This is a genomic window from Rickettsia hoogstraalii (genome assembly GCF_000825685.1).
Taxonomy (GTDB): Bacteria; Pseudomonadota; Alphaproteobacteria; order Rickettsiales; family Rickettsiaceae; genus Rickettsia; species Rickettsia hoogstraalii.
Map to the genome: position 1 here is coordinate 911,271 of NZ_CCXM01000001.1, position 12,114 is coordinate 923,384.

Here is a 12,114-nt window from a genome sequence, read left to right on the forward strand (position 1 = left end):
GATGGAGCTAATAAAAAAACAACAAGGAATATTAAATGCAACATAAGATTTATTATATAATTTTTACAATTGTTTTTGGGCTGATACTGATTTTTAGCTCCTTATTTTCAGTGGACCAACGCCAGTCTGCTGTGGTATTCCAGTTTGGTGAGGCAGTGAGAACTATAGAAAATCCAGGACTAAATATTAAAATCCCATTTATTCAAAATGTTGAATTTTTTGATAAGCGTCTTTTAGATGTTGAGGTTGAGGCAAAAGAATTAACGGCTGCCGACGGTAAACGAGTTATTGTTGATGCTTATGCCAAATTCCAAATTAATAATCCCGTAATGTTTTATAAAACGGTACATGATTATCAAGGTGTGAAAATCAGGTTGACTCGTAATCTTGAATCGTCAATGCGTAAAGTGATAGGTAAAATTTCGCTAAGTAGTCTTTTAAGTCAAGAGCGTAGTAATGTAATGCTAAATATCTTAAATCAAGTAGACGGAGAAGCTAAAAGCTTTGGAATTGATGTTGTAGATGTTAGAATTTTAAGAGCAGATTTACCGAAAGAAAATAGTGCGGCTATTTATCGCCGTATGCAAACGGCACGTGAAAAAGAAGCGACCCAAATTAGAGCAGAAGGACAGGAAGAAAGCGTGCGTATCCGTTCAAAAGCAGATAAAGAAAGTAAAATAATACTTGCTAAAGCTTATCGAGATGCACAAATTATCAAAGGTGACGGCGATGAAAAAGCAGCAAAAATATATAATTCCGCTTATTCCGTCGATCCGGAATTTTACAAATTTTATAGATCACTTTTAGTATATAAAAATTCTTTAAAGAAAGAAGATACTAATTTTGTGATTTCACCGGATGCTGAAGTTTTAAAATACCTTAATTTAACTAAGTAGTATGATGAATCTGAAAATAGTTCTTGTTATAATAGTTTTAATATCAAGTAACATTGTTCTAGCAAAAGAAAATAGTAAATCTTTAAAAGTAGCGGATCAAGAAGAGAATGAATTTACGGCAATAAATTCTGCTCCTTTAAAAGTAAGTGAAGCTGCCCGTTATAGCTTTGCCGATATAGTTGAGCCGTTAATTCCTGCAGTCGTTAATATTTCGACAATAGAATATGTTAATAGTAAGTCGGAAAATGCTGAGAAAGATCCGCTGCAAGAAAAAAAGCCTTTAGACTTCATTAATGATTTTTTAGAAAAGCTTAATATACCGCTGAATTTGGAAGAGGTCGATCAAACTCCTAAAAGCGTTCCGCTTGGTTCAGGGTTTATTATTGAGCCTAACGGTTTAATAGTGACAAACTATCATGTAATTGCAAATGTTGATAAAATTAATATAAAACTTGCAGATAATACCGAATTATCGGCTAAATTAATAGGTAGTGATACTAAAACCGATTTAGCTCTCTTAAAAATAGATAGTGAGGAACCGTTAACGTTTGTTGAGTTTGGAGATTCAAATGATGCAAGAGTAGGAGACTGGGTTATTGCAATCGGTAATCCATTCGGTAATCTAGGCGGTACGGTGACAAGCGGTATTATTTCCTCTAAAGGGCGGGATATCGATATAGATACGGATAATATAGTCGATAATTTTATTCAAACGGATGCTGCAATTAATAACGGTAATTCCGGCGGTCCTATGTTTAATTTGGATCAGAAAGTAATAGGCGTAAATACGGCAATTTTTTCACCGCTCGGTACTAATATAGGTATTGGTTTTGCAATACCGTCAAATACTGCAAAGCCCATAATCGAACGTCTTAAGAAAGATGGAAAAGTAAGTAGAGGACGTCTTGGAGTAACAATACAAGATTTAACCGAGGAAATTTCTGAAGGGCTAGGACTTAAAGATACTAGGGGGGTGTTAGTAGCTAAAGTACAAGAAGACGGTCCAGGTGATAAAGCAGGAATTAAAACAGGGGATATAATAATAAAGTTTGCAGATATACCGGTTAAAAATACTAAAAAATTGCGTGTAATTATTGCAGATGCTACTATTGATCAGGAAGTAAAAGTAAAAATACTTCGCGATAAAAAAGAGCTTGAATTACCTATTAAAATTACTTCAGATAATGAAGAAGTTACCAAAGATTCTACAGAAGAGACCAATAAAGAAGAAATAACAAACAAAGAAGAAAGTAATTTATCTATTACTAAAAATAATATTACTTTTAGTAATTTGACTGAAGAATTAAGACAACAATATAATATTCCGAGCGATAAAGCGGGAATAGTTATAACCAATATTGATGAAGAAGAAAGTAGCTTCAAAATTGGCGATCTGATAACCAATATTAATCAAGAAAGCATAGACGATATAAGTAAGCTAGAAGAGTTATATGAAAACGCTAAAAAATCAGATAAGCAAAATATTTTGCTCTTGATTGAAAGGGGTGATACAAGTGTGTTCGTGCCGTTATCGGTGGTGTAGAATCCTATCGTCATTGCGAGGAGCCGTAGGCGACGCGGCAATCCAGAAAATAATTTTTTACTGGATTGCTTCGTCAAAACTTACAGTTTTTCCTCGCAATGACGTTAACAATAATAATACCTAAATAATTATGAATGAAAAAATAGCAATTTTAAGTGCATATAGTTTTGTTAATATAGAAGAACCGGCGAATTTGATACCGAAACTTTTGCTTATCGGTAAAAGAAAATATGTTAGAGGTACTATTTTATTAGCTAATGAAGGCTTTAACGGTTCTTTTTCAGGTTCATACGAAAATGTAAATCTTGTACTTGAAGAACTAATAAAGCTAACCGGTCCCAAAGATGTTAACGTTAAAATAAATTATAGTGATGTTCATCCTTTTCAAAAGTTGAAGGTAAGGCTTAAGAAAGAGATCATAGCGATGAATGTTGAAGATTTGAATGTTGATTTATTTAAAGGTGAGTATATAGAGCCGAAAGATTGGGACGAATTTATCACTAAACAAAATGTTATAGTAATAGATACTCGTAATGATTATGAAGTAGAGGTCGGTACATTTAAATCGGCAATTAATCCTAATACTAAAACATTTAAGCAGTTTCCTGCTTGGGTTCAGCAGAATCAAGAATTGCTCAAAGGTAAAAAAATTGCTATGGTTTGTACAGGTGGTATTAGGTGTGAAAAATCCACCAGCTTACTTAAAAGTATAGGTTATGATGAGGTGTATCATTTGAAAGGCGGTATATTGCAATATTTAGAAGATACGCAAAATAAGAATAATTTATGGCAAGGTGAATGTTTTGTCTTTGATGATAGGAGAGCAGTGGCGGATGATTTATCGCCCGCAGAAGGGCATTGGTTGCAGAGATAGATGTCATTGACCTAGTGGTGTATGAACGTATAGGATGTCATTCCATACCTAATCGTCATTGCGAGCAGCCATAGGCTGCGTGGCAATCTCATGAAATAATAACAAACTCCTGAGATTGCTTCGTCAAAATTTTCAATTTTTCCTCGCAATGACGTTATACAAGTTTTTTATTATTATATTAAATATCTATGACTAAAACCAGACAAGAAATTTATAATAAGCGTCCGACTTCGCCGCATTTAAGCATATATAAGCCGCAAATTAGTTCTACTTTATCGATTTTGCATCGTATGACCGGCGTAGCTCTATTTTTTGCAGTATCGATTTTGGTTTGGTGGTTGATTCTTAGCAAATATGACAATAATTATTTACAACTTGCTAATTGCTGTATTATAAAAATATGCTTAGTAGCAGTAAGCTACGCTTGGTTTTATCATTTATGTAACGGTATTCGGCATTTATTTTGGGATATCGGTTACGGCTTTTCTATAAAAGCAGTTAATATCACCGGCTGGTGTGTGACGGTAGGGTCTGTATTATTAACGGTATTGTTGTGGATGTAGTAATTAAAAACGTCATTGCGAGGAGAATTACAGCGTAATTCGACGAAGCAATCTCAGGATACTTGACGAGATTGCCGCACTCCTTACAGTCGCTCGCAATGACGAAAAGCTAAAACAAATAATAGAGAAAATTAATGGTATATGATTTTAAAGCAGAAATTGTAAAAGCAAAAAATAGCGGTTCTGCTAAAAGTGGTTCTCATCATTGGTTATTGCAAAGAGTAACGGGGATTATATTAGCTTTATGTTCTATATGGTTAATATATTTTACGCTAACTAACAAAAATAATGACATAAATATTATTATGTGGGAGCTTAAAAAGTCTTTTAACGTAGTAGCATTGTTAATTACGGTGGCTATTTCGTTGTATCATGCAATGCTTGGTATGCGTGTAGTGATTGAGGATTATGTAAGTTGTCACAAATTACGTAATATATTGATTATAATAGTGCAATTATTTTGCATTGTGACTATTACAGCTTTTGTAGTAGCGATGTTTTATAGGGGATGAATTATAAGGTAATTTATTATGGATATAAACTTAACCAATAATCTAGAAGAATTAGTAATCGCAAAAGTTAATTCAGGAATGTATAGTAATGCGAGTGAGGTAGTAGCAGAAGCTTTAAGATTGTTAGATAAATTTGAAAAAGCACAAAGTATTAAATTAGACTTGCTGCGTCAAGCTGTAGGTGTAGGAATATATCAAGCAGAGAATAATATATTTAGTGAGAAATCAATTTTAGATTTGATGGATGATGAGTAAGATAGTGTCTTACAAATTAACTAAAATTGCTGAAAATGATTTGCTGCAAATAATATTATAGTGAAGAAGTATGGGGGCAAGAGATAGCCAGAAAATATTTAACTCAAATACATAATAAATGTATAGAAATTTGTAATTTTCCAAATATAGGGATAAATCGTCCGGAAATTTTTAAAAATATAAAATCAATAATTGTTAATAGCCATATAATACTTTATTGCTTGATTGAAAATGAAATTAGTATACTTAGAGTGTTGCATAAAAATATGGATATAACTGAAATATATAGTAAAAAATTAATTTAATGACCAAAGCGTATAATATAATTCATCATAAATTTGACGTAGTAGTTGTAGGTGCAGGCGGAGCTGGTCTTCGTTCTGCATTTGGTATGGCTAAAGAAGGGCTAAACACCGCCTGTATAACTAAGCTATTCCCGACTCGTAGTCATACTGTGGCTGCTCAAGGCGGAATTAGTGCAGCACTTGGAAATATGGGTGAAGATGATTGGCGTTGGCATATGTATGATACGGTGAAAGGTTCAGACTGGTTAGGTGATCAGGATGCCATCGAGTATATGTGCAAGAATGCTCCCGATGCGATTTTAGAGCTTGAGCATTACGGAGTACCTTTTTCAAGAACTGAAGAGGGAAGAATTTATCAGCGTCCTTTTGGCGGTATGACAACAGAGTATGGTAAAGGAAAAGCGGCTCAGCGTACATGTGCTGCGGCAGATCGTACGGGGCATGCCATACTTCATACTTTATATCAGCAGTCACTAAAGCATAAAGTGCAGTTTTTTGTTGAATATTTTGCTATTGATTTATTGATGGAAGACGGTGAATGTAGAGGCGTAGTTGCGTGGAATTTAGATGACGGTAGCCTGCATTGTTTTAGAGCTCATAATGTAGTGCTTGCAACGGGCGGATATGGGCGTGCTTATTTTTCAGCAACGTCCGCTCATACTTGTACGGGCGACGGGGGCGGTATGGCGATTAGAGCAGGTTTGCCTCTGCAAGATATGGAGTTTGTACAGTTCCATCCGACAGGCATATATTCGGCGGGCTGTCTTATTACCGAGGGAGCTAGAGGTGAAGGGGGATATCTCGTTAATGCAAACGGAGAGCGTTTTATGGAGCGTTACGCTCCTGCTGCAAAGGATTTAGCTTCAAGAGACGTAGTTTCAAGAGCGATGACTATTGAGATTCGTGAAGGGCGAGGAGTCGGCGAGCATAAAGATCATGTATTCCTGCATTTAAATCATTTATCGCCTGAGATTTTACATAGCCGTTTGCCAGGTATTTCTGAGACGGCTAAAATTTTTGCCGGTGTTGATGTCACTAAAGAGCCGATACCGGTACTTCCTACTGTTCATTATAATATGGGCGGGATACCGACTAATTACCACGGTCAAGTCATTATTAAAGACGGCACTAATCATAATAGCGTAGTAAAAGGCCTTATGGCAATTGGTGAAGCGGCTTGTGTATCGGTACACGGTGCTAATCGATTAGGTTCAAACTCTTTACTTGATTTAGTAGTATTCGGTAGAAGTAGTGCTTTAAAAGCAGCTGAGCTTATTAGTCCAGCGAGTCCTCATAAGCCTATAAAAGAGGCAAGTCTTGAAAAAATTATAAATAGATTTGATAAAGTCCGTCACGCTAACGGTAATATTTTAGTTGCAGATTTAAGGCTTAAAATGCAAAGAACTATGCAAAGCCACGCTTCGGTATTTAGAACTCAAGAAGTACTAGATGAAGGAGCAGGAATGATTAGCGAAATAAGAAGCGGCTATAAAGATATAAAAATTAACGATAAATCTTTAATTTGGAATAGTGATTTAGTTGAAGCCTTAGAGCTAGATAATCTACTTGATCAAGCTTTGGTTACGGTATATTCGGCAGCTGCAAGAAAAGAAAGTAGAGGAGCTCATGCTAGGGAAGATTATCCTGATCGTAATGATGGAGATTGGATGAAACATACTCTTAGTTCTATCAATGAAGCAGGTAAAGTAGTTCTTGATTATAAACCTGTAACGCTAACCACTTTAACCGATGAGATAAGTGCAATTCCACCGGCAAAAAGAGTGTATTAATGTATATACTTGGTGAATTTCAAAAATTGGCGTTGTTGTTTCGTAGATACCAAATCGTCATTGCGAGAAGAATTACGTAGTAATTCGACGAAGCAATCCAGTTAAAAAATGCTAATTTATAGCATTTTTTGTTTTTTCCTAGATTGCCACGTCGCTTCGCTCCTCGCAATGACGATAAGGCTGATTCGTATGGGAATAAATCTATAACAATTTATGTTTGAGTATTTAATAAAATTTTATCCAAAAATCCTTTTTATTGTAGAGGGGACTTTAGTAACTTTAAAATATAGCGTTATTGCCGTTATATTCGGTTTAGTAATAGGGATGTTGCTCGCTATTTGTAAGGTAAATAAGAATCGTGCTTTAAGGCTTTTTGCAAATTTCTATACTTCTATTTTCAGAGGTACTCCTTTATTAATTCAATTAAGTATTATTTATTTTGCTTCACCTTATATTATAGGCGTTAAATTTAGTGTGTTTATGGCGGGAGCTATTTCTTTTTCTCTTAATTCGGGAGCATATGTTTCCGAAGTAATAAGGGCGGGGATTAATGCAGTTGATAAAGGGCAGTTTGAAGCGGCTGAAGCTCTTGCTATTCCAAAGTTTTTAATAATGAAAGATATAATTCTGCCGCAAGCAGTTAAAAATATTTTTCCGTCATTAGTAAATGAGCTTGTAAATTTGATTAAAGAATCAGCCATTATTTCTATGCTTGGAGAAATGGATTTAATGCGTAGAGCACAAATTGTATCAATTGAAACATATAATTATTTTTTTCCAATGTTTATTGCTGCGTGCTGTTATTATATTTTAGTGATGTTAATCAGCTTTATAGCAAAAATAATTGAGAAAAAAATGATTGTTAATTAAAACATACTTGCTTTTATGGAAAAAGTAATTATAATTTAAATTTAGTGTAATTTACAAATTCCTATAATTTGTATTTAGAAATGATTTAAAATAAAGGGTGGAAGTATTTTTTTACCCTTTAATTATCGTATATATAAGTTTTTTTTGGAGTATTTTTTTTAATGCCGACATATAATCAATTAGTACGTTTTGGGAGAAAGTCAAAAACTCGTAAGACCAAATCTCCTGCCTTAGAATCTAATCCTTTTAAAAGTGGTGTTTGCCTAGTTGTAAAAACCGTTACCCCTAAAAAGCCTAACTCTGCACTCCGTAAGATTGCAACGGTGCGTTTAAGTAATAAAAGAACAGTAAATGCATATATTCCCGGTGAAAAGCATAGTGTAAAGGAGCATGATAGGGTATTAGTAAGAGGAGGTCAGGTTCCTGATCTTCCGGGGGTGAAATATCATATCGTACTCGGTGCATATGATATTGCTGGAGTTAAAGGACGTAAGCAAGGTCGTTCACGTTATGGTGCTCCTCGTAAACAAGTTGCAGTTACAAAAAAATAAATTATTAGTTAGAGAGAAAAAATAAAATGTCACGTCGTCACGCCGCCGAAAAGCGAGTAATTTTACCTGATATGAAATATAACAGTATTTTACTGTCAAGATTTATCAATAATATTATGAAAGAAGGGAAGAAAGCCCTTGCAGAGAAAATTGTTTATTCAGCCTTTAATAAAATTGAAAAGAAGCATAGAGTCGATCCGTATCAAACCTTTAATAATGCTATGCATAACGTGAAGCCGCATTTAGAAGTAACTTCGGTTAGGGTTGGAGGAGCTAATTATCAAGTTCCGACGCATGTTGATGAAAGAAGAGGATATGCTCTTGCTAGCCGTTGGATTATTAATGCTGCGTCAAAACGTTCTGAAAAAATGATGATTGATAAACTTGCCGAAGAGCTGTTTGAAGCTTCTAATAATAGAGGCGTCGCCATTAAGAAGAAAGAAGATACTCATAAAATGGCTGAAGCTAATAAAGCTTTCTCTCATTTTAGCCCTAAAAAAATGAAATAAGGTAGGGTATATAATGAGTAAAATAAATAAACTTGAGCATATTCGTAATATAGGAATATGTGCTCACATTGATGCCGGTAAAACCACAACTACCGAACGTATTTTATATTATACAGGTAAATCACATAAAATAGGTGAAGTTCATGAGGGCGGTGCTACCATGGACTGGATGGAGCAGGAGCAAGAACGCGGTATAACCATTACCTCAGCTGCTACTACTTGTAGATGGCAAGATAAGATAATTAATATTATCGATACTCCCGGACACGTTGATTTTACTATCGAAGTAGAGCGTTCGCTTCGTGTTCTTGACGGTGCGGTTGCAGTATTTGACGGTGTAGCAGGTGTTGAACCTCAGTCTGAAACGGTTTGGAGGCAAGCAGATAAATATAATGTTCCTAGAATGTGTTTTGTCAATAAAATGGACAGAATGGGAGCAGATTTTTATAGATGCGTTGAAATGATCAAAGATCGTTTAGGAGCAAAACCGCTTGTTATTCAGTTGCCTGTAGGGATTGAAGAAAATTTTAAAGGTATAATTGATCTTGTTAAAATGAAAGCAGTGATTTGGAAAGATGAATCACTTGGTGCTGAGTATTTTGAAGAAGATATACCTGCCGATATGAAAGACAAGGCTGAAGAATATCGTGCTAAATTACTTGATATGGTTGTTGAGTTAGATGACACGATCATGGAAAAATATTTATCAGGTGAAGAAGTAACAGAAGAAGAGATTAAAAGATTAATCAGAAAAGGTACTATTTCAGCAGCATTTTATCCAGTTTTATGCGGTAGTGCTTTTAAAAATAAAGGAGTACAGCCTTTACTTGATGCTGTAGTAGATTTCCTACCTTCGCCTATTGATATAGGTATAGTAAAAGGTATGGAAGTAAGTACTGGTGAAGAAAAAGATTTTCCTATTTCGGTAACTGAGCCTTTTGCAGCTTTAGCATTTAAAATTATGAATGATCCGTTTGTCGGTTCATTAACTTTTATTAGAATATATTCAGGTAAAATTGCTTCAGGAACCACTGTTATTAATACCGTAAAGAATAAAAGAGAAAAAATCGGTAGAATGCTATTAATGCATGCTAATAATCGTGAAGACGTAAAAGAAGCATCAGCAGGTGATATAGTAGCTTTAGCAGGTCTTAAAGATACTACTACCGGTGATACGTTGTCCGATATGGATAAGCAAGTAATCTTAGAAAGAATGGAATTCCCGGAGCCGGTAATTGAGCTTGCGGTAGAACCTAAATCAACAGCCGATCAAGAAAAAATGGGTCTCGCACTTTCTCGTTTAGCAGCTGAAGATCCATCATTTAGAGTTTCAACGGATCATGAAACAGGACAAACAGTGATAAAAGGAATGGGAGAACTCCATTTAGAAATTATCATTGATCGTATGAGAAGAGAGTTTAAGGTTGAAGCAAATATTGGAGCTCCTCAAGTAGCATATCGTGAAACTATAACAAAAGCTTGCGAAATCGATTATACCCATAAGAAACAATCCGGCGGTGCAGGACAATTTGCTCGTGTAAAAATTATTTTTGAGCCTCTAAAAGAGGTAAAAGATCTAAAAGATGAAGATAAAAATAAAACTTTTGTCTTTGAAAGTAAAATCGTCGGCGGTGCCGTGCCTAAAGAATATATACCGGGTGTTGAAAAAGGTTTAAATAATATTAGAGAAACCGGTGTTATTGCCGGTTATCCTATGATTGATTTTAAAGCGACTTTAGTTGACGGTGCGTTTCATGATGTAGATTCTAGTGTACTTGCGTTTGAAATTGCTGCAAAGGTAGCCTTTAGAGAAGGGATGCCGAAAGGTAATCCTAAATTACTTGAGCCGATTATGAAAGTTGAAGTTATCACTCCTGATGAATATATGGGTGATATTATAGGTGATTTAAATAGTCGTAGAGGGCAAATTCAAAGCATGGATCCAAGAGGAAATGCTCAAGTAGTTACTGCGAATGTTCCTTTAGCGGAAATGTTTGGTTATGTTAATACACTTAGGTCTTTATCTCAAGGTAGAGCTCAGTTTAGTATGATATTCTCTCATTATGATCAAGTGCCGAGTCAAGTAGCTGATATTATTAAAGCTAAAAAATAATTGATGGATCTAATTAGATATAATTAATGTCATGTCTTGCAAAGGTAAATGTTGTTTTACTGTGACAGCTTATATAAATTAGAAGTACTGATTATTATAGTAATTTTTTAATAATAACAAATATTTTTAATAAATTTATTGATTTTTTATTAAAAATATGATAGGAGTGTAGCTCAATTGGTAGAGCGCCGGTCTCCAAAACCGGAGGTTGCGGGTTCGATGCCTGTCGCTCCTGCCATTATAGGTTTAGAGCTTTTTGCTATAAAATATAGAATTTTTACAAATATTTGCTTATAGAGAAAAATTTGAAAGAGATACTTCGCCTCGAATCGCAGCGTACATGCTAGTATGTGAGAATTCCAGTGTTAGATCATTGTCTCAATTGTCTCTAGAAGTAGAATTTTGTAAGAAGTCTAATAAATTACCTAACAAAAATATGTTTAAAGAATATAAAATTTATAAGTTTTTTGAACAAGTTAAACAAGAAACTTATAAGGTAGTTTGGCCAACTAGAAAAGAGCTTGTTGCTTCAACATTAGTAGTGGTAGTAGCAGTTTTTATTTTTAGCCTAATTTGTTTGGTACTTGATTATAGTATACATAACATAATGCAGCTTTTGCTTAATATCGGCAAATAGTATAAGGAATAAATTGTGACAGAACAGAGTATAGATAATATATTGCCTTCTTCTGAAAAAAATGTAAAGCAGTGGTATGTAGTACATACGACATCAGGAGCAGAAAAACGCATTAAAGAAGATATGCTTAGAAGAATCGCTAAACAGAAAATGACGGATTTTTTTGAAGATATATTAATACCTGTTTTTGGAGTTTCTGAAGTTAAACGCGGTAAAAATGTCAAGGTAGAAAAAAAACTAATGCCGAGTTATATCTTGATAAAGATGAATATGACTGATAAATCTTGGCATTTAGTAAAAAATATACCAGGAGTAACCGGCTTTTTAGGAAGCAAGACCACACCAAAAGCTCTTACGGAAAGCGAAATACAGAATATTTTTAATAATTTGGAAGCAGAAGCTAAAGAAGCAAAGAATTCTAAATTGTATGAAGTTGGTGAAATAGTGACTGTTACAGACGGTCCTTTTGAAACTTTCACCGGTACGGTAGAAGAAATAGATCAAGAAAAAAATAGGTTAAAAGTTTCAGTATCAATATTTGGTAAAGCAACTCCAATAGAACTAAATTTTAACCAAGTAAAGAAAAATGATTAAAAGCCGATAGTATTTTTAGAATACTAAATAAAATGAAGAGTAAGAAAAATAAATTAATTTTTAATAAAAGTGAAAACCGCTTTTCATTTTCATTACTCATTA

Annotated in this window: 15 protein-coding genes and 1 tRNA gene; 15 read left to right on the top strand and 1 reads right to left on the bottom strand. The window is 34.4% G+C overall.

Annotation, left to right across the window (positions count from 1 at the left end; all coding sequences use genetic code 11):
• The first annotated feature begins 35 nt into the window (after positions 1-35).
• From hflC to trhO, 3 genes are all read left to right on the top strand, one after another.
• The gene (hflC, locus tag BN1174_RS04790) at positions 36-896 is read left to right on the top strand and encodes a protease modulator HflC (RefSeq protein WP_040256939.1); all 861 of its coding nucleotides are present in this window, start codon (positions 36-38) and stop codon (positions 894-896) included.
• A 1-nt stretch (position 897) separates the two neighbouring features.
• Positions 898-2,439 carry a Do family serine endopeptidase gene (locus BN1174_RS04795; RefSeq protein WP_040256941.1) on the top strand — a complete coding sequence of 514 codons (1,542 nt, stop codon included), beginning with the start codon at positions 898-900 and terminating at the stop codon, positions 2,437-2,439.
• 130 nt (positions 2,440-2,569) lie between these two features.
• Positions 2,570-3,313 (top strand): oxygen-dependent tRNA uridine(34) hydroxylase TrhO, encoded by a 744-nt coding sequence (gene trhO / locus BN1174_RS04800; protein ID WP_040256943.1) that lies wholly within the window; start codon positions 2,570-2,572, stop codon positions 3,311-3,313.
• An 11-nt stretch (positions 3,314-3,324) separates the two neighbouring features.
• Here the strand turns inward: trhO and BN1174_RS08895 are convergent, their stop codons facing one another.
• Complete coding sequence (locus BN1174_RS08895; protein ID WP_082022296.1) at positions 3,325-3,462, bottom strand: RND transporter; 138 nt, start codon at positions 3,460-3,462, stop codon at positions 3,325-3,327.
• 39 nt (positions 3,463-3,501) lie between these two features.
• On the opposite strand from BN1174_RS08895, the gene sdhC reads away from it, so the two are divergent.
• From sdhC to nusG, 12 genes are all read left to right on the top strand, one after another.
• Positions 3,502-3,876 carry a succinate dehydrogenase, cytochrome b556 subunit gene (sdhC, locus tag BN1174_RS04805; RefSeq protein WP_040256946.1) on the top strand — a complete coding sequence of 125 codons (375 nt, stop codon included), beginning with the start codon at positions 3,502-3,504 and terminating at the stop codon, positions 3,874-3,876.
• A gap of 134 nt (positions 3,877-4,010) precedes the next feature.
• Positions 4,011-4,388: a succinate dehydrogenase, hydrophobic membrane anchor protein gene (gene sdhD / locus BN1174_RS04810; protein ID WP_040256948.1), complete on the top strand. Its 378-nt coding sequence runs from the start codon at positions 4,011-4,013 to the stop codon at positions 4,386-4,388.
• Between the two features lie 18 nt (positions 4,389-4,406).
• A complete protein-coding gene (locus tag BN1174_RS04815; protein WP_040256951.1) occupies positions 4,407-4,643 on the top strand; it encodes a type II toxin-antitoxin system ParD family antitoxin in 237 nt (78 codons plus the stop codon).
• A 122-nt stretch (positions 4,644-4,765) separates the two neighbouring features.
• Entirely contained in the window at positions 4,766-4,948 is a 183-nt protein-coding gene (locus tag BN1174_RS11760) for a type II toxin-antitoxin system RelE/ParE family toxin (RefSeq protein ID WP_331370595.1), read from the top strand.
• Positions 4,948-6,738, top strand: coding sequence for a succinate dehydrogenase flavoprotein subunit (gene sdhA, locus BN1174_RS04820; protein WP_040256952.1), 1,791 nt, complete (start codon positions 4,948-4,950; stop codon positions 6,736-6,738). Before BN1174_RS11760 ends, sdhA begins: the two co-directional genes overlap by 1 nt.
• 213 nt (positions 6,739-6,951) lie before the next feature.
• Entirely contained in the window at positions 6,952-7,608 is a 657-nt protein-coding gene (locus tag BN1174_RS04825) for an amino acid ABC transporter permease (RefSeq protein WP_040256954.1), read from the top strand.
• A 161-nt stretch (positions 7,609-7,769) separates the two neighbouring features.
• On the top strand, positions 7,770-8,159 hold the full coding sequence (gene rpsL / locus BN1174_RS04830) for a 30S ribosomal protein S12 (protein WP_004996647.1): 390 nt from the start codon (positions 7,770-7,772) through the stop codon (positions 8,157-8,159).
• Positions 8,160-8,185: 26 nt separating this feature from the next.
• Positions 8,186-8,668 (top strand): 30S ribosomal protein S7, encoded by a 483-nt coding sequence (gene rpsG / locus BN1174_RS04835; RefSeq protein ID WP_004996646.1) that lies wholly within the window; start codon positions 8,186-8,188, stop codon positions 8,666-8,668.
• A 13-nt stretch (positions 8,669-8,681) separates the two neighbouring features.
• The gene (fusA, locus tag BN1174_RS04840; protein ID WP_040256960.1) at positions 8,682-10,781 is read left to right on the top strand and encodes an elongation factor G; all 2,100 of its coding nucleotides are present in this window, start codon (positions 8,682-8,684) and stop codon (positions 10,779-10,781) included.
• A gap of 162 nt (positions 10,782-10,943) precedes the next feature.
• Positions 10,944-11,019 (top strand) — tRNA-Trp (locus BN1174_RS04845).
• A 198-nt stretch (positions 11,020-11,217) separates the two neighbouring features.
• Positions 11,218-11,418, top strand: a complete 201-nt coding sequence (secE, locus tag BN1174_RS04850; RefSeq protein ID WP_004996644.1) for a preprotein translocase subunit SecE — start codon at positions 11,218-11,220, stop codon at positions 11,416-11,418.
• Positions 11,419-11,433: 15 nt separating this feature from the next.
• Entirely contained in the window at positions 11,434-12,012 is a 579-nt protein-coding gene (gene nusG / locus BN1174_RS04855) for a transcription termination/antitermination protein NusG (RefSeq protein ID WP_040256964.1), read from the top strand.
• Positions 12,013-12,114 lie beyond the last annotated feature (102 nt).

What these genes read in the sequence shown, in the direction of transcription:
- trhO (WP_040256943.1), top strand. Translation starts at nt 2,570, where the DNA reads ATGAATGAAAAAATAGCAATTTTAAGTGCATATAGTTTTGTTAATATA.
- sdhD (WP_040256948.1), top strand. Translation starts at nt 4,011, where the DNA reads ATGGTATATGATTTTAAAGCAGAAATTGTAAAAGCAAAAAATAGCGGT.
- BN1174_RS04795 (WP_040256941.1), top strand. Translation starts at nt 898, where the DNA reads ATGATGAATCTGAAAATAGTTCTTGTTATAATAGTTTTAATATCAAGT.
- secE (WP_004996644.1), top strand. Translation starts at nt 11,218, where the DNA reads ATGTTTAAAGAATATAAAATTTATAAGTTTTTTGAACAAGTTAAACAA.
- rpsG (WP_004996646.1), top strand. Translation starts at nt 8,186, where the DNA reads ATGTCACGTCGTCACGCCGCCGAAAAGCGAGTAATTTTACCTGATATG.
- sdhA (WP_040256952.1), top strand. Translation starts at nt 4,948, where the DNA reads ATGACCAAAGCGTATAATATAATTCATCATAAATTTGACGTAGTAGTT.
- rpsL (WP_004996647.1), top strand. Translation starts at nt 7,770, where the DNA reads ATGCCGACATATAATCAATTAGTACGTTTTGGGAGAAAGTCAAAAACT.
- BN1174_RS04825 (WP_040256954.1), top strand. Translation starts at nt 6,952, where the DNA reads ATGTTTGAGTATTTAATAAAATTTTATCCAAAAATCCTTTTTATTGTA.
- sdhC (WP_040256946.1), top strand. Translation starts at nt 3,502, where the DNA reads ATGACTAAAACCAGACAAGAAATTTATAATAAGCGTCCGACTTCGCCG.
- hflC (WP_040256939.1), top strand. Translation starts at nt 36, where the DNA reads ATGCAACATAAGATTTATTATATAATTTTTACAATTGTTTTTGGGCTG.
- fusA (WP_040256960.1), top strand. Translation starts at nt 8,682, where the DNA reads ATGAGTAAAATAAATAAACTTGAGCATATTCGTAATATAGGAATATGT.
- BN1174_RS04815 (WP_040256951.1), top strand. Translation starts at nt 4,407, where the DNA reads ATGGATATAAACTTAACCAATAATCTAGAAGAATTAGTAATCGCAAAA.